At 70.2% G+C, this 25000-nt stretch carries 22 protein-coding genes and 5 pseudogenes; 8 read left to right on the top strand and 19 right to left on the bottom strand.

The genetic code is table 11. The annotated features are described in order from the left end of the window. Window positions 1–80 precede the first annotated feature (80 nt). The 7 genes and pseudogenes from OG390_RS38815 to OG390_RS38785 all read right to left on the bottom strand — a co-directional run bounded on the left by OG390_RS38815 (window position 81) and on the right by OG390_RS38785 (window position 7271). Entirely contained in the window at window positions 81–2630 is a 2550-nt protein-coding gene (locus tag OG390_RS38815; protein ID WP_406174460.1) for a polynucleotide kinase-phosphatase, read from the bottom strand. Beyond that, entirely contained in the window at window positions 2627–4090 is a 1464-nt protein-coding gene (locus tag OG390_RS38810) for a 3' terminal RNA ribose 2'-O-methyltransferase Hen1 (RefSeq protein ID WP_406174458.1), read from the bottom strand. Before OG390_RS38810 ends, OG390_RS38815 begins: the two co-directional genes overlap by 4 nt. Window positions 4091–4634: 544 nt before the next feature. Then, window positions 4635–4799 (bottom strand): annotated as a pseudogene (locus tag OG390_RS38805) (5-dehydro-2-deoxygluconokinase); the annotation flags it as partial. A 33-nt stretch (window positions 4800–4832) separates the two neighbouring features. Further along, window positions 4833–5099: a metal-sensitive transcriptional regulator gene (locus tag OG390_RS38800; RefSeq protein ID WP_406178119.1), complete on the bottom strand. Its 267-nt coding sequence runs from the start codon at window positions 5097–5099 to the stop codon at window positions 4833–4835. 102 nt (window positions 5100–5201) lie between these two features. After that, window positions 5202–5456 (bottom strand): hypothetical protein, encoded by a 255-nt coding sequence (locus tag OG390_RS38795; RefSeq protein ID WP_406174456.1) that lies wholly within the window; start codon window positions 5454–5456, stop codon window positions 5202–5204. A 222-nt stretch (window positions 5457–5678) separates the two neighbouring features. Continuing rightward, a complete protein-coding gene (locus OG390_RS38790; RefSeq protein ID WP_406174454.1) occupies window positions 5679–6041 on the bottom strand; it encodes a rhodanese-like domain-containing protein in 363 nt (120 codons plus the stop codon). Window positions 6042–6284: 243 nt separating this feature from the next. Further along, window positions 6285–7271, bottom strand: a complete 987-nt coding sequence (locus OG390_RS38785; RefSeq protein WP_406174453.1) for an alpha/beta fold hydrolase — start codon at window positions 7269–7271, stop codon at window positions 6285–6287. Between the two features lie 185 nt (window positions 7272–7456). Here OG390_RS38785 and OG390_RS38780 point away from each other — a divergent pair, with 185 nt between their 5' ends. Both OG390_RS38780 and OG390_RS38775 read left to right on the top strand, forming a co-directional pair. Further along, on the top strand, window positions 7457–7933 hold the full coding sequence (locus tag OG390_RS38780; RefSeq protein WP_406174451.1) for a DUF5990 family protein: 477 nt from the start codon (window positions 7457–7459) through the stop codon (window positions 7931–7933). Window positions 7934–8055: 122 nt separating this feature from the next. Beyond that, window positions 8056–8979: an LLM class F420-dependent oxidoreductase gene (locus OG390_RS38775; protein WP_406174449.1), complete on the top strand. Its 924-nt coding sequence runs from the start codon at window positions 8056–8058 to the stop codon at window positions 8977–8979. A 276-nt stretch (window positions 8980–9255) separates the two neighbouring features. Here OG390_RS38775 and OG390_RS38770 read toward each other — a convergent pair whose 3' ends face one another. The 4 genes from OG390_RS38770 to sepF form a co-directional block, all read right to left on the bottom strand. Continuing rightward, complete coding sequence (locus OG390_RS38770) at window positions 9256–9735, bottom strand: DUF6099 family protein (protein ID WP_399084549.1); 480 nt, start codon at window positions 9733–9735, stop codon at window positions 9256–9258. A 202-nt stretch (window positions 9736–9937) separates the two neighbouring features. After that, the gene (locus tag OG390_RS38765) at window positions 9938–10270 is read right to left on the bottom strand and encodes a nucleotide pyrophosphohydrolase (RefSeq protein WP_406174448.1); all 333 of its coding nucleotides are present in this window, start codon (window positions 10268–10270) and stop codon (window positions 9938–9940) included. Next, window positions 10267–11424, bottom strand: a complete 1158-nt coding sequence (locus OG390_RS38760) for an AAA family ATPase (protein ID WP_406174446.1) — start codon at window positions 11422–11424, stop codon at window positions 10267–10269. Before OG390_RS38760 ends, OG390_RS38765 begins: the two co-directional genes overlap by 4 nt. Window positions 11425–11551: 127 nt before the next feature. Beyond that, on the bottom strand, window positions 11552–11941 hold the full coding sequence (gene sepF / locus OG390_RS38755; protein ID WP_399084466.1) for a cell division protein SepF: 390 nt from the start codon (window positions 11939–11941) through the stop codon (window positions 11552–11554). 176 nt (window positions 11942–12117) lie between these two features. On the opposite strand from sepF, the gene OG390_RS38750 reads away from it, so the two are divergent. From OG390_RS38750 to OG390_RS38735, 4 genes and pseudogenes are all read left to right on the top strand, one after another. Then, window positions 12118–12537: a molybdopterin-binding protein gene (locus OG390_RS38750; RefSeq protein ID WP_406174445.1), complete on the top strand. Its 420-nt coding sequence runs from the start codon at window positions 12118–12120 to the stop codon at window positions 12535–12537. Window positions 12538–12634: 97 nt separating this feature from the next. Next, window positions 12635–14377, top strand: coding sequence for a hypothetical protein (locus OG390_RS38745; protein ID WP_406174443.1), 1743 nt, complete (start codon window positions 12635–12637; stop codon window positions 14375–14377). Between the two features lie 80 nt (window positions 14378–14457). Continuing rightward, the gene (locus OG390_RS38740) at window positions 14458–15228 is read left to right on the top strand and encodes an SDR family NAD(P)-dependent oxidoreductase (protein ID WP_406174441.1); all 771 of its coding nucleotides are present in this window, start codon (window positions 14458–14460) and stop codon (window positions 15226–15228) included. 54 nt (window positions 15229–15282) lie between these two features. Beyond that, window positions 15283–15432: pseudogene (locus OG390_RS38735) on the top strand (response regulator transcription factor); the annotation flags it as partial. On the opposite strand, the gene OG390_RS38730 reads toward OG390_RS38735, so the two are convergent. The 4 genes from OG390_RS38730 to OG390_RS38715 all read right to left on the bottom strand — a co-directional run bounded on the left by OG390_RS38730 (window position 15387) and on the right by OG390_RS38715 (window position 18809). Further along, entirely contained in the window at window positions 15387–16721 is a 1335-nt protein-coding gene (locus OG390_RS38730; protein ID WP_406174439.1) for a hypothetical protein, read from the bottom strand. The pseudogene OG390_RS38735 and the gene OG390_RS38730 sit on opposite strands and share 46 nt — an antisense overlap. A 114-nt stretch (window positions 16722–16835) precedes the next feature. After that, window positions 16836–17372, bottom strand: coding sequence for a hypothetical protein (locus OG390_RS38725; RefSeq protein WP_406174438.1), 537 nt, complete (start codon window positions 17370–17372; stop codon window positions 16836–16838). A 371-nt stretch (window positions 17373–17743) separates the two neighbouring features. Beyond that, on the bottom strand, window positions 17744–18436 hold the full coding sequence (locus OG390_RS38720) for a TetR/AcrR family transcriptional regulator (RefSeq protein WP_406174436.1): 693 nt from the start codon (window positions 18434–18436) through the stop codon (window positions 17744–17746). Between the two features lie 70 nt (window positions 18437–18506). Further along, on the bottom strand, window positions 18507–18809 hold the full coding sequence (locus tag OG390_RS38715; RefSeq protein ID WP_406174434.1) for a hypothetical protein: 303 nt from the start codon (window positions 18807–18809) through the stop codon (window positions 18507–18509). Window positions 18810–19149: 340 nt separating this feature from the next. Here OG390_RS38715 and OG390_RS38710 point away from each other — a divergent pair, with 340 nt between their 5' ends. Together OG390_RS38710 and OG390_RS38705 are read left to right on the top strand one after the other, a co-directional pair. Further along, window positions 19150–19554: a hypothetical protein gene (locus OG390_RS38710; RefSeq protein ID WP_406174432.1), complete on the top strand. Its 405-nt coding sequence runs from the start codon at window positions 19150–19152 to the stop codon at window positions 19552–19554. 5 nt (window positions 19555–19559) lie between these two features. After that, window positions 19560–19994 (top strand): annotated as a pseudogene (locus OG390_RS38705) (nucleotidyl transferase AbiEii/AbiGii toxin family protein); the annotation flags it as partial. Between the two features lie 259 nt (window positions 19995–20253). Here the strand turns inward: OG390_RS38705 and OG390_RS38700 are convergent. The 4 genes and pseudogenes from OG390_RS38700 to OG390_RS38685 all read right to left on the bottom strand — a co-directional run. Next, window positions 20254–21681, bottom strand: coding sequence for an IS701 family transposase (locus tag OG390_RS38700; protein ID WP_406174431.1), 1428 nt, complete (start codon window positions 21679–21681; stop codon window positions 20254–20256). Continuing rightward, window positions 21678–22097, bottom strand: coding sequence for a reverse transcriptase N-terminal domain-containing protein (locus tag OG390_RS38695; RefSeq protein WP_406174429.1), 420 nt, complete (start codon window positions 22095–22097; stop codon window positions 21678–21680). Before OG390_RS38695 ends, OG390_RS38700 begins: the two co-directional genes overlap by 4 nt. Window positions 22098–22735: 638 nt before the next feature. Then, a pseudogene (locus OG390_RS38690) lies at window positions 22736–24477 on the bottom strand (ISAzo13 family transposase). Between the two features lie 52 nt (window positions 24478–24529). Further along, window positions 24530–24889, bottom strand: a pseudogene (locus OG390_RS38685) (transposase); the annotation flags it as partial. Between the last annotated feature and the right edge of the window lie 111 nt (window positions 24890–25000).

Below are 25000 nucleotides of genomic sequence, written 5' to 3'. Positions count from 1 at the left end.
GGGGAACTGCGCAGTCATTTGGGGGTCTGGGGGCGGAGCCCCCAGGTACGGGACGGGTAGGGGCGGAGGGGGCGAAAGCCTCACAGCCTCGGGTCCACCGGCTCCGACTCCAGCGCCAGTACCCCGAACACGGCCTCGTGCACCCGCCACAACGGCTCGCCCTCCGCGAGCCGGTCCAGGGCTTCGAGCCCCAGCGCGTACTCCCGGATCGCGAGCGACCGCTTGTGGTTCAGGAACCGCCCCCGCAGCCGCGCGAGGTTCTCGGGACGCGTGTACTCCGGACCGTAGATGATCCGCAGGTACTCGCGCCCCCGGCACTTGATGCCGGGCTGCACAAGTCGCCCCTGCGCACCGCGCACCACCGCGCCGGCCGGCTTGACGACCATGCCCTCGCCCCCGCGGCCCGTCATCTCCAGCCACCAGTCGACGCCGGCCCGCACCGACTCCGGGTCACCGGTGTCGACGAAGAGCCGCCGGGTGGTCTGCAGCAGACCGCTCCCGTCGTGTTCCACAAGACGGTCGATCAGCGCAAGCTGCTCGTCGTGCGGCACGGCGGCGAGGCTCCGACCCTGGACGGCGAGGATCTGGAACGGTGCCAGTCGGACACCGTCCAGGCCCTCCGTGGTCCAGCAGTAGCGCCGGTAGGCGTCCGTGAACGCCTCGGCGTCCGCGGCGCGTTCACGCTGCCGGGCCAGCAGGTCCCGCACGTCGACCCCGCGCTCCGCAGCCCCTTCGAGTGCGGCCAGCGCTCCCGGGAACGCGGCTCCGGACGCGGCGCCGACCGCCGCGTACTGACTGCGCAGCAGTCCGGACGCCTTCAGCGACCACGGCAGCAACTCGGCGTCGAGCAGCAGCCAGTCCGTCTCGAGTTCCTTCCAGAGTCCGGCCTCGGTCGCGGCGGCCCGCACCCGGCCGAGGATCTCCTCGGTGACGGCGGTGTCGTCGAAGAAGGGACGCCCGGTGCGGGTGTAGAGCGACCCGGTCGGGCCTCCCCCGACACCGAAGCGCTCGCGTGCCACCTCCGCGTCCCGGCAGACCAGCGCCACCGCCCGCGAGCCCATGTGCTTCTCCTCGCACACGACCCGGGCGACCCCGTCCTCCTTGTACTGCGCGAAGGCCTCGGCGGGATGCTCCAGGTAGCCCTCGATGTGCGAGGTCGCGGTCGGTGCCATGGTCGGCGGGAGGTACGGCAGCAGCCGTGGGTCCTCGGCGAAGCGGCTCATGACCTCCAGGGCCGCCGCCGCGTTCTCCTCCCGGACCGACACACGTCCGGCGTACCGCGTCTCGACGACCCGCCGGCCGTACACGTCCGCGAGGTCGAGCGGACGGCCCTCGTGACCGCCGGGCGCCTCGGAGGCGAGCGGCCTCGTCGGCTCGTACCAGACCTGCTCGGCCGGTACGTCGACGAGCTCGCGCTCCGGCCAGCGCAGCGCGGTGAGCTTGCCGCCGAAGACGGCACCCGTGTCGAGGCAGATGGTGTTGTTCAGCCAGGTGGCCGTCGGAACCGGGGTGTGACCGTAGACGACGGCCGCGCGGCCCCGGTACTCCTCCGCCCACGGATAGCGCACCGGCAGCCCGAACTCGTCCGTCTCACCGGTCGTGTCGCCGTACAGCGCGTGCGAGCGCACCCGCCCGGAGGTCCGCCCGTGATACTTCTCGGGCAGACCGGCGTGGCAGACGACGAGCTTGCCCCCGTCGAGTACGTAGTGACTGACGAGTCCGTCGAGGAACTCCCGCACCCGCTTCCTGAACTCCTCGCTCTCCCCCTCCATCTGCTCGATCGTCTCGGCGAGGCCGTGCGTGTGCTGGACCTTGCGACCCTTGAGGTAACGCCCGTACTTGTTCTCGTGGTTGCCGGGCACGCACAGGGCGTTGCCCGAGCCGACCATGGACATCACCCGACGCAGGACGCCCGGGGTGTCCGGGCCGCGGTCGACGAGGTCCCCGACGAAGACGGCCGTACGGCCCTGCGGGTGCGTCCCGTCGACGTAACCGAGCTTGCCGAGCAGGCTTTCCAGTTCTGAGGCGCAGCCGTGGATGTCGCCGATGATGTCGAAGGGGCCGGTGAGGTGGGTCAGGTCGTTGAACCGCTTCTCGGTGCTGACCTCGGCGCTCTCGATCTCCTCCACGCCCCGCAGGACGTGCACCTTTCTGAACCCCTCGCGCTCCAAGTGGCGCAGCGAGCGGCGGAGTTCGCGGATGTGGCGCTGGATGACGCGGCGCGGCATGTCGGCGCGGTCGGTGCGGGCGGCGTTGCGCTCGGCGCACACGTCCTCCGGCACGTCCAGCACGATCGCGATGGGCAACACGTCGTACCTCTTGGCGAGTTCGATCAGCTGGCGGCGACTCTCCTGCTGAACGCTGGTGGCGTCCACGACGGTCCGCCGGCCCGCCGCGAGCCGCTTGCCCGCGATGTAGTGCAGTAGGTCGAAGGCGTCGCCGCTGGCGCTCTGATCGTTCTCGTCGTCGGCGACCAGGCCGCGGCAGAAGTCGGAGGAGATCACCTCGGTCGGCTTGAAGTGCTTGCGGGCGAAGGTGGACTTGCCCGAGCCGGACGCGCCGATCAGCACCACGAGGGACAGGTCGGTCACGGGCAGGGTGCGCGCCTCGGCATGCGTCTCGTTCGTCATGCGGCCTTCTCCTCCTTCGGGGCGGTGAGCGTGAATGTGGCCATCTGCGTGGGCGGGCCCACTTCGGAGTCGTCAGGGCCGACCGGCGTGAACTCCACGGCGTACCCGTGCCGTTCGGCCACCGTCCGGGCCCAGGTCCGGAACTCCTCCCGCGTCCATTCGAAGCGGTGGTCGCCGTGCCGGGAGTGTCCGGCCGGGAGGGTCTCCCAGCGGACGTTGTACTCGACGTTCGGCGTCGTCACGAGGACCGTCCGCGGGCGCGCGGAGCCGAACACCGCGTACTCCAGGGCGGGCAGCCGGGGCAGGTCGAGGTGCTCGACGACCTCGCTGAGCACGGCGGCGTCGTACCCCTTGAGGCGGTTGTCGGTGTAAGCGAGCGAGCCCTGGAGGAGCTGTACCCGCGATGCCTGCCGCTCGCCCATACGGTCGAGCTTGAGCCGCCGCGAGGCGATGGTGAGCGCGCGCATCGACACGTCGACGCCGACGATCTCGGTGAACCTCGTGTCCTGGAGCAGCGCCTGCACCAACTGGCCCTGTCCACAGCCGAGATCGAGGACGCGGCCCGCGCCGGACGCGTGCAGCGCGGCGAGAATCGCGTCCCGACGCTGCACGGCCAGCGGCACCGGCTTCTCTTCGGTGTCCGTCTCTTCGTCGACGGCGTTGTCGATCTCCTCGACCTCGGTGTCGTCGGCCTCGGCCAGCCGCACGAGCTCCAGCCGCTCCATCGCCTCACGCGTCAGCGACCAGCGGCGCGAGAGATACCGGCTGGTGATCAGCTTCTGCTCCGGGTGGTCCGGCAGCCAGCCCTCACCCGACCGCAGCAGTTTGTCGACCTCGTCGGACGACACCCAGTAGTGCTTGGCGTCGTCGAGCACCGGGAGCAGCACGTAGAGGTGGCGCAGGGCTTCGGCGAGCGTCAGCCGCGTCGCTTCCAGTTCCAGACGTACATAGCGGGAGTCGCCCCACTCGGGGAACTGCTCGTCCAGCGCCACCGCCTCGACCGTCACTGTCCATCCGAGCGGCTCGAACAGCGCCCGTACGAGGTCGGCACCGCCGCGGGCGGGCAGCGCGGGCACCTCGATCCGCAGCGGCCTGGTCTGCTCCGGCAGTTCGGGCTGCGCGGTGCACTGGCCCTTCATCGCGCTGGAGAACACAGCGCTCAGCGCCACCGCGAGCAGGGAGGAGGCCGCGTACGGGCGGTCGTTGACGTACTGCGCGAGCGCGGCGTCGGGCGCCCCACCGCGGCCCTTGCCCTTGCCCCGCCGCACCAGCGCCACCGCGTCGACCTCGAGCAGCAGCGCGGCCGTGCACCGTTCGACGGACGCCTCCGGGTACAGGACGTGCGCCGTGCCGTAGGAGGTCGAGAACGCCTGCGCCTTGTCGGGATGCTTGTGCAGCAGAAAGCCGAGGTCGGTCGCGGGGCGCTCTGGGGTACCGGTGGTACTGATCGTCAGGAACACAGTGGGTCTGCCTCGAAACGTCTGCTGATCTGCGGATACTTGCCGTGCGGCAAAGCCGTGCACCCCGGGTGCACACACGCCGGGATCGGGTAACCACGGCTGGGGAGAACGCGCCCGGGTGATCACTGCTCCAGGCGCTTCCTCGCCCTCGTAGCGGTGCGTACGCAGCGCCGCGGTCGGCCCCCCGCGCGGCGCCCCTTGTTCGGCGCGCCTGCACAACGTACAGCGAACACCCTGGGCCTACTCAGGCATTTTTCCACCGCGGCGCTCGCTCGCCTCGGTCGGTGCCGGGTTCGACGAACGTGCAGAAGAGGCGGGCGGCGGCGCATTGAGCGGCCTGGCGCGGGCGAATCGGGGCCGGGCGGGCCGGAGTCGGCAGGGTGCCGGCCAGGCGGGGCGGAAGACGGCTTCGGCGTCGGTGCGGTTGATGGCCCGCAGGGTGCCGGGGTCGAGGCCGTTCGCCATGTAGTCGGCTTCGCCTCGGGGCCCGCTCCCGCACCCACCGGAGGACGACACCGTCCCCTCAGCGGCACCGGCGTCGCCGATCACAGACAAGCCTTGGACCTGGCCAGGGCCCCGCACCGACGAAGCGGCCGTCCACGCCATAGCCCTCCGGGACCGCGCGTACGAACTCGCCGAACGGGTCCCGGCCGGTCTTCGTGATCACGGCGGACGAGCGGCCGTAGCGGGCAGCGGCGACGGCCGCGTTCGCTTCCAGCGTTCGGCCGACAGGCGCCGGCGCTCAGGCGAGGGCGAGGAAGAGCTTCTCGAGTTCCGCCTCGGTCATGGGGGGCGTGTCGTCGTCGGTGGCCGCCATGCACTGGCGCATGCCGCTGGCGACGATCTTGAAGCCTGCCCGGTCCAGGGCCCGGGAGACGGCGGCGAGTTGGGTGACGACGTCCTTGCAGTCGCGGCCGGCCTCGATCATGGCGATGACGCCGGCAAGCTGCCCCTGGGCGCGGCGCAGGCGGTTGAGGATGGCGGTGCTGGCTTCCTCGTCGACGGTCATGGCCATGAGTGGGTCCTCCTGGTGGGTTCTTCCAGCATCATGGTACCCCCTGGGGTATCGGTGGCCGCGAACGGTGTTCGGGGACACCGATCACGGGGGGGGTCAGTCGTGCGAGAACTTGATGTCGGGCAGCACCTTGTGCAGCCACGCGGGGCTCCACCAGCCGGCGCGTCCGGCCAGCCGGAGCAGGACGGGCAGCAGCACGAGCCGCACAAGGGCGGCGTCGAGGAGCACCGCCAGGCCGAGGATGCAGCCGTCCGAGGAGGCCGGGCGGGGAGCCGCCGGGAGCGGCGGGTTCCTTGGCCGCGCGAGGGGCAGCGACCCTACGAGCCGCACAAGGGCGGCGTCGAGGAGCACCGCCAGGCCGAGGATGCAGCCGTCCGAGGAGGCCGGGCGGGGAGCCGCCGGGAGCGGCGGGTTCCTTGGCCGCGCGAGGGGCAGCGACCCTGCCGGTGCTGGTCATGGTGGACTCCTTCACGAATTTCTAGATACACCCCTGGGGGTATACATGGGGTCAGGCGAGAACATATGCCCCCACCCGTACAGGTGGGGGCATGCGGAAGTGAGGCGGGTGAGGCGTCAGGCGACGGTGCCGGGCATGCCGCGCTCGTCCACCACCGGCAGTCCGGCCTGCCACCAGGCAGTCATTCCACCGCTGACGTCGACGACGTCCACGCCCCGCCCGGCCAGCACCTTGACCGCCTGCCGGGAACGGTGCCCACCACGACAGATCGCCACGACCGGCCTACCCTGCGCCGCCCCCGGCAGTGAGGCCCCGGCCAGCAGGCTGCCCAGCGGCAGATGGACGGCGGACGGAGCATGCCCGGCCTGCCACTCCGACTTCTCCCGCACGTCGAGCAGGACCGCGTCACTCGCGCTCGTACGGGCATGGGCCTCGGCGGGGGTCAGACGGCCGGGGCGGCCACGCAGGAAACGGAACATCACGCACTCCACTACTCGGGTTGGGGAACAGCGAGGAAGAGGGAGCCAGGCACATGCACTTTCCGGCACATGCACTTCCCTCCCCAGGTCAGATACCACGGGGGGTATCCATCCGCTCGATCAGCGTATACCCCCACCCGTATTCCACCAAGCCGATCCGGTTGGCCGGAACCACCGCGACAAAGCCCCAGGCCTCCGGAAACGGAGGCCTGGGGCCATGAACGGATGAACGGGAACGAATCCTCAGGACGGCAAGGACGCGAGCCAGTCCGTCAGGAGCCGGTTGATCTCCGCAGGACGCTCCTGCTGGATCCAGTGGCCGCAGCCGTCGAGGACGTGGGAGGAGACCAGGCCGGGCAAGGTGGTGGGATAGGCCTTGATCGCGTCGGCCATCCACGTCGTGGAGGCGTCCAGGCCGCCGCCGATGAAGAGGGACGGCTGGGCGATGGGGGCGCCGTCGAAGCCGGCGAGGTCTTCCCAGTCCCGGTCCATGTTCCGGTAGCGGTTGAGCGGCCCGGCCATACCGGTCCGCTCGAACTCCTCGGCGTAGACGTCGAGATCCTTCTCACTGAGCCAGGCGGGCAACGGGCCGGCGGGGAACCGGTCGCGCAGCGTCCCGCCCCGGCCGACGAAGTGCGGGTCGGGCGCGCCGGGTCGGGGCATGGTGTCGGAGGAGAGCGCGGCGTAGAAACCGGCGAGCCAGCCGCGCACATCGGGCTCGATCTCGGCCTCGGCGCGGCCGGGCTCCTGGAAGTAGGAGACGTAGAACTCGTCTCCTCCGTCCCCGCTCATCCGCGCGAAGACCTCACTGGGCCGCGGTCCGCCAGGCGGGGTGTAGGGCACGCTGAGCAGCCCCACGGCACGGAAGACGTCCGGTCGCACGAGGGCCGAGTGGGCGGCGATGGTCGCCCCCCAGTCGTGCCCGACGATCACCGCCCGCCGCTCGCCGAGGGCCCGCACCACCGCCGCGTTGTCCTCGACCAGTTCGAACATGCGGTACGCGTCCGTGGCATCGGGCTTGGACGAACGGCCGTAACCGCGCACGTCGACGGCGACCGCGCGGTACCCGGCCGCGGCCAGTACCGGCAGCTGATGGCGCCAGGAGTACCAGGACTCCGGGAACCCGTGCACGAGCAAAACCAGCGGCCCTGTGCCCTGCTCCACGAGGTGGATCCGGCCCGCGGGCGCGGAGACCAGCCGATGGGTGACGTCCGCGGTCTGCTGCGGCATGAATCCTCCACGGTTCGCTGACTTGTCCTGGCCGAGATGGATTCCCGATCCTGTGACACTCGCGCGGCCCTCGCGAGGCTTGTTGCCGATTCGGCAAAGCGGCTGCATGGCGAGCGACCCGCGCATGAGGACGGGTGAACTGCCCGCGTACGACGACGCTGCCCGCCCCGGGGATGATGGCCGGTATGCGCATCCGTATCGACGCCGTCGACCTGCCCGGACTCACCTGCCCCGCCCCCGCCGACGGCAACGTCCCCGCGTACGAGAACATCCATGTCGCCGTCCAGCGCCGTGACCGCCCGGCCGAACTCCTCGAACCACAGCCGGGCGACGCCGCGTCCGCGACCTGGACCCTGGAGTGCACCGCGACCGCCTCGCCGACCGGCACCGATGTGAAAGGCCCCTATGTGCAGGACCGCCTGGGCCGCCGGTTCATCTACCTGTCGTGGGGCACGGTCGACGAGTCCGGCACCTTCACGATGTTCCGTCGCGCCAAACTCATGATCGACTCCGTCCCCGCCGAGGTGCTCGCCACGGCGGCACGCGAGGGCCTGCTGGTCGGACGCCTCGGCCTGACCGACGCATGCGGCAACCCCCTCTGCGCTCGGGTCGAGCCCCCTCGGATCACCTGGACCGCCGGGCCTGCCGAGCCCGCCGCCTAGGACCTGTTGTTCGGATCAGGCCCTGGGTGCCTCGCCTTCCCCGAACCGAAGTCGGTCCATGGTTGCGGGTGTGCCAGCGGTTCAAGGCGGGGCGGCAGTTGTGACCGGTGCATGATGGATGCATGGATCTTCGAGTCTTCACAGAACCGCAGCAAGGCGCTGCCTACGAGACGCTGCTCCGCGTCGCCAAGGCCGCTGAAGACCTCAACTACGGAGCCTTTTTCCGTTCGGACCATTACTTGCACATGGGATCCGTCAGCGGCCTCCCCGGCCCCACCGACGCATGGATCACACTGGCCGGCCTCGCCCGTGAAACCAGCCGCATTCGCCTCGGCACCCTGATGACCGCCGGGACCTTCCGACTGCCCGGTGTCCTCGCGATCCAGGTCGCACAGGTCGACCAGATGTCGGGCGGGCGCGTGGAGCTCGGTCTCGGGTCCGGCTGGTACGAGGCCGAGCACGAGGCGTACGGCATTCCGTTCCCGAAGGAGAAGTTCGGCCGGCTGGAAGAACAGCTCGCCATCGTCACCGGTCTCTGGGCCTCGCCCGTCGGCGAGCGGTTCACCTTCGACGGGAAGTACTACCAGCTCAAGGACTCGCCCGCGCTGCCGAAGCCCGCGCAATCGAAGGTGCCCGTCATCATCGGCGGACATGGCGCCAAGCGGACCCCGGCGCTCGCGGCGCGGTACGCCGACGAGTTCAACATCCCCTTCGCGTCCGTCGCCGATACGGAGCAGCAGTTCGCCCGGGTGCGCGCGGCGGCCGAGCAGACCGGGCGCAAGGGGGACGAACTCCTGTACTCCAACGCGCTCGTCGCCTGTGTCGGCAAGACCGACAGCGAGGTGAAGCGTCGGGCCGACGCCATTGGGCGTGACGTCGAGGAGCTGAAGGCCAACGGGCTCGCGGGCTCGCCCGCGGAAGTCGTCGAGCGGATCGCTCAGTACGGGGCCGTGGGCTCGCAGCGCATGTATCTCCAGATGCTGGACCTCGACGACCTGGACCACCTGGAGTTGATCGCGACCGAAGTGATGCCCCAGCTCGGGTAGCGACCCGAGCGCCCGGTCAACTCCGGCGACCCCGCCGGGGACTTGGGTCCCCGGTGGTCTTTCCGGTGGCCGGCCCGGCGGGTCGGACGAGGCGGACCACGGCCGAGGTCCACGACGGGTTTTCGCCGCCGCCCCTACCTGGGGCTCCGCCCGGACCCCGTCGGGTTGTTCTTCGACTGCGGGCCGGCGGGGGCTTGTCGCGCAGTTCCTAGAGCCCTTTACGGGGCCGGCAGTCGGTTTCAGCCCGCCCGGCCTTCGGGACGAGCGCTGAAACAGCTACCCCGCTGCCGAGCCCCGTTCCACCACCCTCTTCTCGTCCCGCACCGCCAGGCGTCTGAGCATCTCCAGTACCCGGTCACGGGATTCGTCCGCCGCGTCGATGGCCTCCATGCACTGCCAGTACGTCCCCTCGTCGTCCGCGGCGCAGGCGATCCCGACGAGGGCGATGCCGACCTCGCCGAGGAGACCGCCGAGACAGAGCAGCGCCTCGCGGGCGTCGCCCAACTCGGTGAGCTGGGCGGCACGTAAGGCACCCACGCCGAGGGCGGGAGTGTCGAGGACTCCGCAGCCCCGGCCCGCCAGCTCGGTCAGCCCGAGCGCCTCGCCCCGGAGTTCAGGAGGTCCGGAGACGGCGAGGCGGCTGCCTATCGCCTGGGCCAGGGACTGTGCCTGCCACGCTTCCGTCATCACCTCCGGGGTGTCACCGCTCTCCGCCAGGGCACGCCTGCTCGCCACGATGAGCCGCACCGCCTCCATGGGCTGCCCCCGTCTTTCCCGACGCGCTCGTCGCACGTCCGCCCGAACTCCCTTGTCCACTACCCAGAGTGAAGCTCGAAGGGACGAAAAGCCAGAGGAAGACCGAAATCTGTGGACACGGAGTTGAATGTGGACAACACACTGACTCCGTAGAGTGACGAGCTTGTCTGCTCCGCACCCGCGGTGATCCTCTTACGCTCCCTCACGGCCTCTCTGGTGCCGGAAACCTCCGCTCGTTCCGGTCGATCTTCGCGTCGAGCGCGGCGAGCGGGTCGATGCCGAGCACCTCGCACAGCTGGAGCAGATACGCCAGGACATCGGCGACCTCGTCGGTGACGCGGTGGGCGGTGTCCGCGTCGTCCATCACCCGGGCCGACTCCTCCGGCGTCAACCACTGGAAGATCTCGACCAGTTCGGAGGCCTCGACGCTCAGCGCGGCGACCAGGTTCTTGGGGGTGTGGTACGGCTGCCAGTTCCGCGCGGCCGCGAACTCGGCCAGTCTGCGCTGCAGCTTCGCTACGTCCAGTTCTGTCACGGCTCAAGGTCTACCACCGTGACCCCGGCCACCCCGCAGGCCCACGAGGCGTCGCTCACCGCCCCCACCAGCCGGATGTGCCCGCGCTCGCACATCCGCGCCGCCAGCCGCACCAGTTCCGCCGCCTGCCGGGCGTCCAGGCAGCGGTCGAAACCGTCGGCCAGGACCGTCAGCGACTGGAGCGCCGCGGGGACCTCTCCCGCCTGGTCGACCTCCAGCACTCCGGGCCCGGTGAGCAGTACCAGGGCCAGCGCGAGATACCGCAACTCGCCGTCTCCGAGCAGCCCGAGGTGCGTACGCACGCCGTCGCCCCGGTCCAGGAGCGCGCGGACCGTGCCGTCACCGAGTGGCTCGGCCAATACGTCCGCCACGGTGCCCGCGCATCCGGCCCGTACCGCCGCGACCAGGTGCGCGTAGCGGTGGCCGCACTCCGATCGCGTACGCCAGAGCACTTCGGCCAGGTTGTCGCAGCCCCGCAGCAGACGGCCCGAGCCGACCTTGGCGGGTGCGCGCATGTGGCGCGGGCTCGGGTCGCAGGCGTAGACGGAGCGCAGCGCGAGGACCATCTGCTCGGCGGCGGCGAGGACTTGGCGTTCGCCGTCCGTGCGGCCCGCGACACGCAGGGGCAGGAGGGCGGTGCCGAGGCGGTCGTCGGGGAGCGGGCCGCGGGTCACCGCGGACGAGCCCGCCGTGTGCCAGGCCGCCTGTACGACCGGGCGGCCCGGATCGCGCAGCGCCGTCTCCAGCAGGGTCTGCCCGCTCGCCGTCAATCGCTCGCCGACGATGCGCAGTTCGGGCTCGGCCTGGACGGCGATGTCGAGCCGCACGGGGCCCTCGGGGCCGTCGACCGTACAGCCGATGCGGAAACCCCGTCGGTGCTGGGCGTCGGGCCGGGCCCGTTCCGGCACGCAGGTGACCGGGTCCGGGAACACCTCCCCGAGCTCGGCGCCGCCGCCGAGCCGCGCCAGAGCCTCGTACGCCCGCAGGGCGACGGTCTTGCCGCTGCCGCTCGGGCCGGTGACAAGAGTGAGCGGTCCGAGCGGGAACCGGACGCGGCGGTGTGTGGCGAAGGCGGCGAGCCGTAGCTCGGTGACGCGCGGGCGGTCGGGGCGCGCCTTCGCCGCCGCGGGGGCTTCCGGGGATGACACAGTCATATCCGGACGGTAGGTCTCCGCCGTCAGGCGAACCGTTCCACCCAGGAGACCTTCCTACGATCGAGGGACCGCGCCGCCCGCGCCCGGGTCCGGAACCCGCCGCATGGTCGCCGGCTCGGCCACGCGATCAGACCCCGGGAACCCCCGCCCCCTCCATCAGCCCCCGCACCTCGGTCCCCGGCGGCGTCAGCAGGAACACATTCCGGTCGACCCGGTGCATCCCGCTCGCCAGTCCGAAGACCACTCCTGTACTGAAGTCCAGGACCCGCTTGGCGACCTCGGTCTCCGCGCCGGTCAGATCGAGCAGCACGGGGATGCCCGCCATCAGTGTCTCGGCGACGTCGCGGGCGTCCGCGAACACATTGACCCGCAGGACCACGAAACGGCGGCGGGCCTCGGTCACGGCCTCGGGTATCGACCGGTGGTCGACCGCCGACGGCCACGCGTCCCGGCCCCGCAACGGAACGACCTGGGCGAGCCCCTCCCACTGTTCGTCGGTGACGTCGTGGCTGTTCACTGGACTGCCCCGTCCTGGCTCGCACTCGTTGTCTGCACCGGGCAATTCTTACGCATGGTCACCCGTTCGGCCCAACAGCGACACGGTCCGCGACGCGGTTGCGGGAGCGCCGACTACGGCAAACTGCACATAGTCGACCAAACTCACCGCCCCTCACCGCAATCGAGGCCTCCCCCATGAGCCTGAGCATCCGCAACCAGCTCCCCGGCACCGTCACCTCCGTCACTCCCGGCGAGGTGATGGCGACGGTGAAGGTCCGTCTCGACGGTGGCCAGGAGATCACCGCGGCCGTCACCCAGGAGGCCGTACAGGACCTGGGTCTGACCACCGGGTCCACCGTGCGCGCCCTGGTCAAGTCCACCGAGTTGTCCCTGGCCACCGGCCCGGTGGACGGGGTGAGCATCCGCAACCAGCTGCCGGGCACGGTCACCGAGGTCACCACCGGCGGAGCCATGGCCCGCGTCAAGGTCGAGGTCGCGGGCGGCGAACTGACCTCCGCGATCACCAAGGACGCGGCCCTGGAGCTCGGTCTGGCCGCCGGCTCCCAGGTGGTGGCGCTCGTCAAGTCCACCGAGGTCTCCCTGTCCAACGCGTGAGACGCGAGACGGACGGTCGCGCTTCTTACCTGCCTCACACCGGACTCTTCATGTCCGGCCGCGCGCCGCTCACCTGCAGGAATTAGCGTCTGGAGCCGTGTACTTGGCAGAAATCAGGCCGTCGCCCACCGGTCGGCAGGCCCCCTCGAAGGCCTCGCCCGACGAGGTGCCCGCGCAGTGGCACCCGGACGAGGCGCCCGCCCAGTGGCACCGTGTCCTGACCCTGCTCGCCGACATCAGTCTCTTCATCGGCACGCGCCCCTTGTGGGCGCAGGCCGCGAGCCACCGTCTCGTCGTGGCCGCGATCGTCTCGGTCTGCTATGCCTCGATCCTCGTGACGGGCGTCCTGACCCTGGTCGTACGCAGGGGCCGTACGCTGGCCCGGCTCGACCTCTGCGTACTGGTGACCGCCGTGACGCTCGCCGTCTGCGGGTACGCCATGTACCACAGCGGCAGTGACGAGTCGGTCCTCACCACCCAGGCCGCCCACGAGTTCCTCGCCGGGCACCAGGTCTACGGGCAGCCGTGGCCCTGGCTCTTCGGACACGGCGTCGCCCTCACCGCGACGATGAACGGCGGCTACGACTACACGTACGGCTATCCGCCGCTGACCCTGCTGCTCACCGCGCCGCTGCTCCGGTTCGGCCACGGCCCGGCCGCGGCGGTCATGGTCAGCACCGGGGCGCTCATCCTGGGCGCGATCACGATGTGGCGGATGCTGCCGGTGCAGTGGCGTTCCGCGGCCACCCTGGTCTGCCTCGGCTTCGGTCTGCTGCCCGCGTACGCCCGGCTCGGCTACCCCGCGATCGTCGCCTGCGCCCTGCTCATCCCGGTGGTGACGGGCTGGCCGCGGATGGGCGGCGGCGGCCGCGCCGACTGGGTGCGGGCGGTGTGCCTGGGGGCGGCCTGCGCGGCCCAGCAACTCCCCTGGTTCCTCACGCCGTTCCTGCTGGCCGGGGTCTACGCGCTGCGCCGTGGAGAGCTGGGCCCGCGCGCCGCCGCCATCGCCGTGGGCCGGATCGTCGGCGTGGCCGCCACGACCTGGCTGCTGATCAACGCGTACTTCATCGTGAGCGAGCCCCGCTCATGGCTGTCCGGCATCGCGCTCCCGCTCACCCAGAAGGCGAACATCCACGGCCAGGGCCTGGTCGGCCTCGCGCTCTACTTCACCGACGGCAGCGACCGGCTGACCTGGTACTCCCACGCGAGTCTGCTGCTGGCCGTGGGGCTGCTGGGTCTCTTCGTCCTGTTCGTCCGACGGCTGGGGCCGGCGGCGACGGTGCTGCCCTGGTGCGCGTTCTATGTGGCGACGCGCTCGCAGGACGGCTACTACCTGATGATGACTCCGCTGTGGCTGGCCGCGGCCGTCACCGCCCCCTGGCAGTCCTTCACCACCGCGTGGCAGCCCCGCCCCGCCTTCCTGCGCGGCCGGGACAAGCGGGGGGCCCGGGTGGCCGCGGCCGCGCTCCTGCTGGCCCCGACCGCCGCGGCGGTGACCCTGGCGGTCACCGGGACACCGCCTCTTCGCATGGACGTCGTCGGCGCCCGCCGCGCCGGCGGAGCCGTCACCGAACTCACCGTCCGTGTCACCAATCTCGGCGGCGCGGCCCTGGCCCCCCACTTCACTCTGACCACGGGCCAGGGCATGAGCCGCTACTGGTCCATCGCGGCCGGCCCCGCCACGCTCCCGGGCCATGGCTCGGCCAGCTACCGACTCCTGCCACCGGACGGCAGGTTCACCCTCCCGAAGGCCGGCACCCGCATCCGCGTGCGGGCCGTCTCGGCGACACCGATGACCCTGTCGAGCAAGGACGTCCAGCTGTCACAGCTGAGTCCCTGACGGCGCGGTGGGCGAGCCACGGGCCGGGGTATGTGCATCGCGCGACTGTCGCCGACTCCCCGGGACTGCGAGGCACTTCGATGGCTGACTTCTCCGGCAGGGCAGGGGCCGCGTTCGTCGCCGGTGGCACCGGCGGCATCGGCGCGGCGATCGTGCGGATGCTGGCCGAGCGGGGCAGCGACGTGGCGTTCACGTATCGCGCCCACCAGGCCGCGGCCGACTCACTCGCCGGTGAGGTCAAGGAGTGCGGGCGTCAAGTCCTGACTCTGCGGCTCGACCTGAGCGACGAGCGGGCCACGGCGGCGGCCGTGGCCGAGGCCGACTCGACGTTCGGCGGTATCCACACCGTCGTGTACGCGGCGGGTCCGCATGTGCCGATGGTGCATCTGAGCAAGGTCACACCGAGCCAGTACCGTGCCCAACTCGACGCAGACGCCGGGGCGTTCTTCAACCTGGTCCATCCCGTGCTGCCCCGGCTGCGGGAGAGCGGGGGCAGCATCGTCGCCGTCACCACCGTGGCCACCCGACGCTTCCCGGTCCGCGACGGGCTCTCGTCGGGCACGAAGGGGGCGGTCGAGGCGGTCGCGCGAGCGCTGGCCGCGGAAGAGGGGCGGTACGGGGTCCGCGTGAACTGTGTCGGCCCCGGCATGCTGACCGACGGTATCGCCGCGCGCCTGATCAGCTCCGGGGAGTTGGACGAGGCGGCGCTGGACATCACCCGGCGCAACATCCCGCTGCGCCGCTTCGGCGACGCGACGGACATCGCCGAAGCGGTGGCGTTCCTGGCCTCGGACCGCGCGGGCTTCATCACCGGGCAGGCGCTGGGGGTCGACGGGGGCTACAGCGTTTGACTGTTCAAGGGGGGTCGGGCATCGGCAGAAGGCCACCGCGTCCGAGAACCGGGCGCCGAGCACCTCGTGGTCAGCCCCTTGACCGTACGCACCCACATCCACCGCGCCATGACGAAGCTCAACGCCCGCGATCGCGCCCAACTCGTCGTCATCGCCTCTCAGTCGGGGCTCGTGCGCCCCACACCGCCGCCCGCACCCCGCTGACCGCTCCCTAGGGAGTCTGCGAGGTGCGGTGCCCGGTCGTCGATGAACTCGATCAGGGCCAGGACCAGCAGGGCTCCCAGCGCGATCCAGAGAGTGACGGCGCCGGTGGGACGGTCCCAGGCGATCAGGGTGGCGGCGGCGACGGCGACCACCGTCCAGTTGAGCCAGGTCTTGGTCCGGTGCACCCAGCCTCCGATCGCTCCGGCATCGAAACCCGTCGCGTCCCGTACGGCGGCGATGCCACCGGTCCACGCCGCCAGGACCCTGGAGGCCGCCCGGCCCTCGCCGGTCAGCCAGGCCGCCAGCGCCACGACGACGCCGAGCGTGATCACCATGCGTACGGTGGTGCGCAGATAGCGCACCAGGGTGTCGTAGACGGTTCCCGCGGCCGCCTGGGAGACCTCGGCCGGCAGACTGTCGAGGTACAGAGCGCGGGCGACCACGAGCCCGAGTCCGAGGACCGCGGCACCGACCGCCACGGCGAGGGCGGCCGCGACCAGGGCCCGGCGTCTGCGGACGGCGGTGAGCACGCCCGCCGCCGCGAGCAGCAGCGTCAGCAACGGGAGCCAGAATCCGGCGAGTTGCAACAGCCGGAAGACCTTCTGGGCCTTGCCGACGGACTCGGAGGTCATGACCGTGAAGTCGGTGTGCACCTCGGGGATCTTCGACGCCACGGTGAGTCCTTTGCCGACCAGCGCCTGCTTGACCTGGTCGATGACCGGCGCGAGATCGATGACGACGGCATCGTTGGTGAGTTTCACCGCACCACCGCCGCTCCCGGTCAGAGCCTTCACGGCGGCAGCGTGCGCCCTCTCGTTGAGCTGGGTCCACAGCGTGGCGAACGCGTCACTGCCGACGAACTTCTCGGCCGTGCTGTGCACGAAGCCCTCCAGCCCACTGGTGAGCGGTCCGCTCAGCGCGTCCAGGGCCTTGGTGAGCCGCGGCCGGTCCTCGGGCGCGACCGACTCGAGAAGGGTCTTCAGGTCGAGCCTCTGCATCACCGCGTCGGTCACCCGGTCGGCGACGGCCGCCTGCACATCCGGGTCCGAGGCGAGGGGCGCCACGGTCGCCACGTACTCGTCGGTGTCCCCGATCTCGTCGCTCGCCCAAGCCGCGACCGCGCTCAACGGGGTGAGCACGGCGGCGAGGAAGATCAGCAGGGCGGCGACGAGCGACCGCACCCGGTGCTTGGCGGCCGCGGGACCGCCGCGCTTCTCCAACTCCGCCACCCGGGACCGAAGTTCGGACAGCTCCTGCTGCGCGTCCGGCCCGCCGGCCGCGTCAGCCACGGCGCACCTCGTTGTCCGGCACAGTCAGCTCCTCGGCGTCGGGGGCGGGACGGTCCGACGGCCGTCGAGCACCAGGGGGTCGGGGTGAGCGGCCATGACAGGCTCCGCGCCGGCTCACGCCCGCGCGGCGTCGGGCCTGTACACGGCGAGCGCCCAGATCACGAAGAAGTCGAGGACGATCATGATGAGACCCCAGAGGGGCGCGTACGGCAGGAACATGAACTGGGCGATGATGCTCAGCGAGGCGAGCACGATGCCGGTGAGGCGTGCCCACTCGGCACCCTTGAGGATGCCCGCGCCCGTGACGGCGAGGACGACGCCAAGGACCACCAGGATCCAGCCCCAGCCGGTGAGGTTGATCCGGTAGATGTAGTTGTCGACGCGCGCGTACACCTCGTCCTGGGCGATCGCGGCAATGCCCTGGAGGACGTTGAGGACGCCGTTCACCAGCAACAGGACCCCCGCGAAGGTGACGCCCCCGGTCGCCCAGGCGTTCCTGGCCGACGGCGGCGCTCCGGGGCCGCCCGCTCTCGGGGCCGTCCCTGCCCGCTGTCCCTGCTCTCCCCAGACCGGTCTGCCCTCGCCGGTCGGCTGTGCTCCCGTACCGGTGCCGTGCGGAGTGCCCGACGGCTGCGAGGCGTCCTGGTTCATGGTCGGCCCCTTGCATGGTGTCGGCGGGTTCGCGCCCACTGCGGCGAACGCCTGGGGGACTTCGAGCCTCCGCCTCGGCCCGGCGCGCCGCCACGCGGGTCGGCCGAACGGGTGAACGCGCCTCAGGAGGACCCGACCGGAGAAGTGCGCGAGGACGGGGAAGCAGGCCGCCGCCCAGGGTGGCCGCGGCTCGGCGCGGCGCGGCGGGCGAGGAGCAGCAGGTTCCTTGCCCACGCTCGGCGAGCAGGCGCCCGCAGGCGGCTCCTGCGCCCTCGGCCGCACCGGCGATCAGTGCCCACGAACCGTGCCGTGTGGCGATCTCGTCCTCGCCTGTGTCGGTGTTCATCGGCCGGACCGTGTCCGGCCCCCTGTCAGGGCGCGGTGCGTGGCGTGGTCAGGGTGCCGTTGATCACCGCGTGGAAGATCCAGGCGAGGCGCTGCTCGGGGGTGCCGGAGACGAGGTCGGCGCCGAGCGCGGCGATGCGCGGATACGTAGCGGAGGAAGCTTGGCGCAGGACGGCGACGAGGGCGTTGTGGTCGGCTTCGGCGTCGACGGATCGCGCGCGGGTCGACTGCTCGGCGGCGGTGGCGGTGGCCACCTGAAGCAGTACGTCCACGCCCCAGGCGGCCTGGGCGTCGGGCACCCGGCCTTCGTGCAGAAGCGCGAGGACAGCCTCGACGACGGCCAGGTAGTGGGGACCCGAGGGACGGGCGACCAACGCCGAGTGGGCCAGGCTGGGGTGTTCGAACAGCACGTGCGTGTAGGAGCCGAGCAACCGCGTGAGCCGGTCGCGCCAGTCGCCCTCCGTGGTTGCCGGGGACAGGTCGACGGCCCCCAGGAGCTCTTCCAGGATCGCCGCGTGCAGTTCGGCGGTGTTGGCCACGTACACGTACAGCGAGGCGGGGCCGGTGTCGAGTTCCTGGGCGAGCCGGCGCATGGTGACGCGCTGCAGTCCCTCGGTTTCCATCAGACGGACCGCGGTGGCGACGATGCCCTCGTAGGTGAGGGCGGGTTTGGCCGGCCGCTCACGGCGGCTGCGGGGTGCGGGGGTTCCAGGAGTCACGGGCTCACCGTAACGAACACGTTCGCCCTGCCTCTGGGCATGTGCGCTCGCCGGTGACCTGCGTGGGCTTTCACCGTGGTGGGTCCGACGCGGAACGCAGGGGAGCGGCCGCGCGGCAAGCCGGCGGGCTCCAGCCCAGGTGGCCGGTGATGACGCTGCCCACCAGCAGGCCGCCGAAACTGCCCACGCCCATGACGATGGCGACCCTGCCCTGGTACGTGACCCGCTCACGCGGCGGCAGCAGCGCGCTGCCGAGGGCGAACTCGCCCGCGCCGAGGCCGCCGACGCCCCTGCCCTGCAGCACCCGGAAGAGGATCGGCTCGTCCATCGACGAGGCCGCTCCGGACAGGAACGAGCCGATCACGAAGACCACGATCGAGGCACCCGACGCCCCTACCGCACACCCCAGAAACCCGCAGGTCAGTGACCCTTTTCGACGGGCTCGAGGATCGCGACGCACTCCACGTGATGCGTCATCGGAAAGGTGTCGGCCTGAAGGGATCCAAAAAACTCCTGGTCAGAGCCGGTTTCTCGGCTCATCGTCCTTCGTGCAGACGCCCAGAGCGTCAAACGAGCGTCAAGCCCGAGAGTCCGTGCTGCTCGAGCTGAGCAGACTGCGGCAACCAGCTCACCCGGAGATCCGCCCCGCTCGCTCCGGACGCCAGATCGCACATCATGACCCTCGCAACCTCTCCAACCGCCATAGTGGGGTCATGCCCTCCAGCCCACAGCATCCCGCACCCACACCCACACCCACACTGAGCGACCTCTCGGGTGCGGTCGCCGAGGACCTCGCGCTGTACCGGGAGAAGTTCCGGCGGCGTCTGCCGGAGTCGCTGAACGAGCTGCACGGGCCGACCCACAGGGTGGTGGAGCTGCCGCTGCACATGGCCTGGTCCGGGATGACCTCATACGACCTGGGCAAGCCGCGCCAGCGTATGGGCCTGTACCGCACCGTCCTGCACGAGGGCCTGCACGACGACCTGCCCCGCTACCTCAACCAGGACCTGCTCCTCCAGCTGTGGCCGGTGCTGCGCACCCTCGTCGGCCGCACCGTGCGCACCGTATGGGAAGACGCCTTCCCCCAGCTCGCCTCCCGCACCCGGGCAGCCGCGTGACGGACATGCCGGAGCTGCACACACGGCTCCTGGCAGATGTGCTCACGCTCGGTTCCCCGTATCCCCTGGCTCTCACCGGTGGATACGCCGTGCGGGCACACCGCCTCGTGAGCCGCCCCAGCCAGGACCTCGACGTCGCCACCGAGAACCCAGCGCCCATGGCCGACATCGCCGCCACGCTCCGCGTCGGCCTGGAAGCCCGCGGCTGGAAGGTGCACGCGCTGGAGACCGCCCCGCTGTCCGCCCGCTTCACTGTGACCGACCCGGCCACGGGGCAGGAATGCGAAGTCGACATCCTCAAGCAGATCTTCTGGCGGCCGGTCGCCCAAAGCCGGTACGGGCCCGTCCTCGCGGAGGAGGACGTGATCGGAACCAAGGTCCGCGCCCTCGCCGACCGCGGAGCGCCCCGCGACCTGATCGACATGTTCGCAGCCCCCCGAAAGCCCGCATCAGCCACTACGAACGACGCGGACACAGCCCCTGAACACTGGCCAACACTCAGAAAAAGCACCGTTGCAGTATTAGTACTCCAGCAGCACTTTGACGTTTTCCCTGTTCAGGAGCGTTCTGGGCGAGTGTAGAGGGCTGATCACCGGCCTGTGTTCTCTTTCCCGGGCCGCCCCTCGATCGTGTGCAGCCGCCGCTGATAGTGACAGCGGCGGGCGACGGCTTGACGTCGTCTGCGCCAGTGTGACCACTTCAGTGCGCGTGCGCTGATGAGGGGCTGGTGAACGGCGATGGATGAGTGGCCAGTTGCCAGGAGCCGCCGAACTTCTGCCACGGCGAGGGGCGCGAGGCAGGAACCGTTTCTGCTGCCCCTTTTGCCGTGGCGTCGGCGGCCATGACGGCCAGGAAGGCATGCGCCAGTATGGCCAGGGTGATGTGCCGCATCCAGCCGGTGTAGCGGCGGACTTCGTACTGGTCGAGGCCGCATTCGTTCTTCGCGGCCTGGAAGGCTTCCTCGATGGCCCAGCGCATCCCGGCGACGCGGACCAGGTGCTCGATGGTGGTGCCGAGCCGTGCGTAGGCGAGGTAGTAGGCGATCTCGTCGGGCTTGCTGATACTGCGGGGGGCCAGTGCCCACCGCTGATGGGCGGGCATCTCGTCGTCGAAGTCTTGGATGGACGTGATCTGCAGAGCGGCCCAGTGGTAGATGCGCGGGCCCTTGGCGCCGTCGCCGCATGAGTGTCTCTCCCACGCTTCGTCGGGTGCTTGGGAAAGGAGGTGGTCGATGCGTCCGAAGCGGGGCACCTGCTGGGACTTGGGGACAGCGAGCACATAGCCCAGACCGGTCTCCTCCAGCATGTGGCGAAGCCGCCACTCCTGACCGTAGGCCGAGTCTGCGGTCACCCAGGCGATGGGCAGCGGCGAGGCGATCGCCCGCAGCACCATGGCCCTGGCCAGGTCGGGCTTGGTGGCGAAGGTTCGCTCGTCGGGGATGTGGGCGGCGCGGCAGCGGTCGCGGTCGTCGGTCCATGACTTGGGCAGGTACAACTCCCGGTCCACCAGGGCGCGTCCGCGTGTGGTGGCGTAGGCGGCGAACAGTCGGGTAGGACCGTCGCATTGCTGCGACGGTCCCCCCTCAGAACCGGCCGTGCGGGCTTTCCCCGCAGCTCGGCTCAAGCACAGCTTGTACAGATTCCCCTTGAGGTTCTGCTCGAACTGCTCGATCGACACGCCGTCCGCCCCGGGTGCACCCCGATTGGCTTTGACCCTCAGATACGCCTCCCACACTCCCGCAGCCATCTCCATCCCGTGCAGAACGATGTTCAGGAGCACGGGGCTGATCACACCGCCTTGAGGAATTCCCTCCTCGGTCGGTGTGAACCGGCCTTCCTCGACCACACCTGCTCGCAACCACTGCCCGATCTGTTCCCGTGCGGGGAACGCACCGAGCTGCTGGAGAAGGTGGTCGTGGTCGATTCGGTCGAACGCCGCTGCCAGATCCGCGTCCAGTACCCACCGGCGCCGGGCCTTGCTGCCCTTGGCCGTCCAGTAGATCGCCGCGATCGCGTCCTGACAGCTGCGGCCGGGCCGGAAGCCGTACGACTTCGGCTCGAACCGCGCTTCCCACTCCGGTTCCAGTGCCTGGGAGACCCGGGCTTGCTCAACCCGGTCCAGGATCACGGGAATGCCGAGCGGGCGTCTCCTGCCGCCTGACTTGGGGATATCACCCGCTTGACGGGCCGGGCTCTGTCCGGGCTGATCCGGTGCTGAACCCGGAGGGTGAGCTCCGCCTTGCCCGAGGCGGTCAGGACCACTTGACCGTCGATCCCGGCCGTCTTGCGTCCTGCGTTGATCTCCGTCACCCGCCGCACGCTGACCAGCGTGTTGGACCGGGAACGGGGCATCAGTTTCTGCAAGTTGCGGACCCTTTTGAGGTCCCCTGCCTGCGATGCCGTGAAGATTCTCTGCCGCAGTCGCCGTACTGACTCCTCCTGGACCTGCCAGTCGATGGCATCCCAGTCGAGCGGAGTGTCCTCCGGTCCGTTCACCGAAGCGGTGCTGGTCGCGGCCGGATCGGCAGCGGATATGACCGTCACGGTGTCTAACTTGCCCTTCGGTTCCGGTTCCTGTTCAACAGCGTTCTTCACAGGCTCACCCGGCCCACGTCAGCACCCTTTCGGGTCCGGGCATCCGCCCGTATCCGGCCAGTTATGCGGGACTCGACGGAGGTGCCGGTGCTGTCCCGGTTTCCTGCTGCCTTTCGGCGGCCGGCATTGGCTTCTTGGACCGTCCTGCACCCGCTGGGGAGTTGGGCCTTCCTTACGGTCGGCTGACCAGACCAGCGGGTCTGGACCCCAACGGGGTTGTCGCGTTCCACACGTGTGAGATGCGACCGGGGTGGGCGCCCTCATTACCCCGGGGCGGTGGTGTCCTCCCGGCCGACTCGGTGTCTTCGACCAGCACCTGCCGCTTCTCAGTGGCCAGCCTGCACCCCGCTCGTACTTCCCATCTGCGAGGCTTGCCATCACGGAGCATCGTTGAGGGTTCAGTGAGCTTCACCCGTCCGGTCTTCCCCTTGCCTGCGGCCCCCGGATGGAACGGGAGCCCTTGGGCTTCTTCCCCGAACTTCGCAATCCGCCGTTACCAGCGACGCACGTCGGGGAGGGGACGGGCCTTGGACACTGGCCCGGGTTACGTCCTCGGCGTCATGCCGACCTCCTCCCTGCGTAACCACTCACAGCGTGCGACCTCGCGTCGCACCACCGACCTGGCAGTTCTCCGTCCGGCCTGGGGCCCGTATTTCAATAACTGTCAGCGACGGGGGGGGTCCGCGGGGGTTGTTCGGGCGTGTAGCTGTTCCATTGTGCGGGCGGGCGATCCGGGTATCGGCGTGACGAGGATCCGGTGCAGGTCCAGGAGCCGTTTTGCATCCTGGTACTGGATGGACAGGTTGGTGCGGTTGACGCCCAGTAGTTGGGCCAGGAAGGTCATGGTCACCGCTCTGCGGCGGCGCAGGATGGCTGCCAGGAGCCGGTGGGTGTGGTCCACGCTGCTGGTTTGCGGGTGTCGGTAGCTGCGTGGGCGGTGGAAGCGTCGCTGGAATGCCGCCTCGGCCATGGCGTCCCAGAAGGGTTCCGAGACCGCCACCAAATACTCGAAGGCGGTTCGTGACATGCCGGTCAGGGCTGGATCGGTGAGCATCATGGTCAGGGCCGGGGCGGTCCGGTGAGTGGTTGCCGGCGCGTCGGGCGTTCGCGGTGGCTCGGGAGACAGGGTGTAGTTCCAGTCGCCGTGGAAGGCGTTGGGTGTGATCGGAAGGGTGTGGAACTCGGCGGGTGTGACGCTGATGCCGAGGTCGTAGCTGCCGGTGTCCAGTTCGGCCCCAATGGTTAGGCCGGTCTTGGTTGTTGTGGCGGCGATGGTCTCGAGGACGACCTGGTAGCTGGTCAGCGGTCGCCCCCGCCAGTTCGCGGTGATGTGGCAGAACATACGATGCTCTATTTTGTTCCATTTCGACGTTCCGGGCGGTAGGTGACAGACCGTTATCTCCAGGCCGCTCTCTCGTGCGAAGGCAGCCAGGTTGTTTTTCCAGGTCCAGCGGCGGGGGTCGTTGGAGCCGCCGGAGTCGGCGGTGATCAGGAGCCTGCCTGCATTCGGGTGGTCCGTCCGTCCGCGGTGCTGCCACCAGCGGCGGATGGACTCCACCGCGAACTGGGCGGTGTCGTGGTCGGTTCCGACGTTGACCCATCCGGTGTTGTTGGCGATGTCGTAGATCCCGTAGGGGATCGCCATGGGCTGGTCGTTGGTGGTGAACGTGTGGCAGTCCACCTTGATCGCGTTCTTGCCCGGCCGCCAGGTGCGACCGGGACGGTCACGGTTGCCGAGCCATTCCTTGGCCTTGGTGTCGACGCTGATCACCGGCTGGGCGTCGTTGAGGAACTCGGTAGCGGTGGCATTGAGGTGGGTGAACTGGGCATCGCGGTCCGGATGGCTGATGCCCTCTGTCGTCTTCGCGGTTCCTTGCAGGCTGTAGCCCAGGGTGTGCAGCAGGTGTCCGACGGTTGAAGCGCTGATCGGGTGGCCCTGTGCGGTGAGGGTCGAGGCCAGGGCCCGTAACGACAACGTGGTCCACCGCAGCGGGGAGACGGGGTCGCCTCGGGTGTGTGGCTCGATCAGCGACTCGAGCGCGGGCAGCAGACCGGAGTCGGTGTCTGTCAGCCGCTTGCGGCCGGCACCCGGAGCCCGGATCCGTAGGGTCGGCACGGAGCAACCGGCCAACTCGGCGATACCACGCGCGATAGTGGCGGTACTGGTACCGGAGGCGGCGGCGACTCGAGTGATCCCGCCGTGGCCGACGGCGGTGGCCTCGCTGGCCAGGTACAGCCGACGGCGGCGCTCGTCGAAGTGCGGCAGGATCTGATCGAACTTGGCCCGCAGCGCACGGGTGGAGAGACAGCCTGGCAGACACGTAGTCATATCCCAGGCTCCCACCAACACCCGCCTACCGAGCACTTATTGACGTACAGGCCCCGGCGGTCCCGGAGTACTGGCGCTGCACGTCGGCCGAGGTGATGCCCTTCTTGAGAAAGCCGGTGTCGTCGAGGACGAGGATGCCGTCGGGTTCGCCGAGCCGTCCGGCTACGTAGTGCTGGAGGTCGTCGCGGAGCTCATCGGCGTCCCCGCGGGCGCCGTTCAGGAGCCGCTGGAGGCGGTCGGGTGTGCGGTGTCCGGCGTATTCGGCCAGCTGCCAGCCGTTTTTGCGGCCGACCGGTCCCCGTAGTCCACGGATGTAGTCACACATCCTGCGACGCGGCTCGACGCGCCGAAAGCGGTGGCCGGTACGCAGGGAACAATTCCTCGAGCTCGTCGTTCCAGATCTCAACTGCACGCTCCTCGATCACGCCGGGAGGCTGCCCGGACCGCTGTCACTATCAGCCGCGGCTGCACACGATCGAGGGGCGGCCCGGGAAAGAGAACACAGGCCGGTGATCAGCCCCCT

It is taken from the genome of Streptomyces sp. NBC_00996, assembly GCF_045162675.1.
In the GTDB taxonomy this organism is placed as follows: Bacteria; Actinomycetota; Actinomycetes; order Streptomycetales; family Streptomycetaceae; genus Streptomyces.
Note: the sequence above shows the minus strand (reverse complement) of the source record. Positions and strands in the feature narration are given on the sequence as shown.

Coding starts and splice junctions, on each gene's coding strand:
- OG390_RS38815 (WP_406174460.1), bottom strand. CDS start 2,630: ATGACGAACGAGACGCATGCCGAGGCGCGCACCCTGCCCGTGACCGAC.
- OG390_RS38800 (WP_406178119.1), bottom strand. CDS start 5,099: ATGACCGTCGACGAGGAAGCCAGCACCGCCATCCTCAACCGCCTGCGC.
- OG390_RS38790 (WP_406174454.1), bottom strand. CDS start 6,041: ATGTTCCGTTTCCTGCGTGGCCGCCCCGGCCGTCTGACCCCCGCCGAG.
- OG390_RS38785 (WP_406174453.1), bottom strand. CDS start 7,271: ATGCCGCAGCAGACCGCGGACGTCACCCATCGGCTGGTCTCCGCGCCC.
- OG390_RS38780 (WP_406174451.1), top strand. CDS start 7,457: ATGCGCATCCGTATCGACGCCGTCGACCTGCCCGGACTCACCTGCCCC.
- OG390_RS38775 (WP_406174449.1), top strand. CDS start 8,056: ATGGATCTTCGAGTCTTCACAGAACCGCAGCAAGGCGCTGCCTACGAG.
- OG390_RS38770 (WP_399084549.1), bottom strand. CDS start 9,735: ATGGAGGCGGTGCGGCTCATCGTGGCGAGCAGGCGTGCCCTGGCGGAG.
- OG390_RS38760 (WP_406174446.1), bottom strand. CDS start 11,424: ATGACTGTGTCATCCCCGGAAGCCCCCGCGGCGGCGAAGGCGCGCCCC.
- OG390_RS38750 (WP_406174445.1), top strand. CDS start 12,118: ATGAGCCTGAGCATCCGCAACCAGCTCCCCGGCACCGTCACCTCCGTC.
- OG390_RS38740 (WP_406174441.1), top strand. CDS start 14,458: ATGGCTGACTTCTCCGGCAGGGCAGGGGCCGCGTTCGTCGCCGGTGGC.
- OG390_RS38725 (WP_406174438.1), bottom strand. CDS start 17,372: ATGAACCAGGACGCCTCGCAGCCGTCGGGCACTCCGCACGGCACCGGT.
- OG390_RS38710 (WP_406174432.1), top strand. CDS start 19,150: ATGCCCTCCAGCCCACAGCATCCCGCACCCACACCCACACCCACACTG.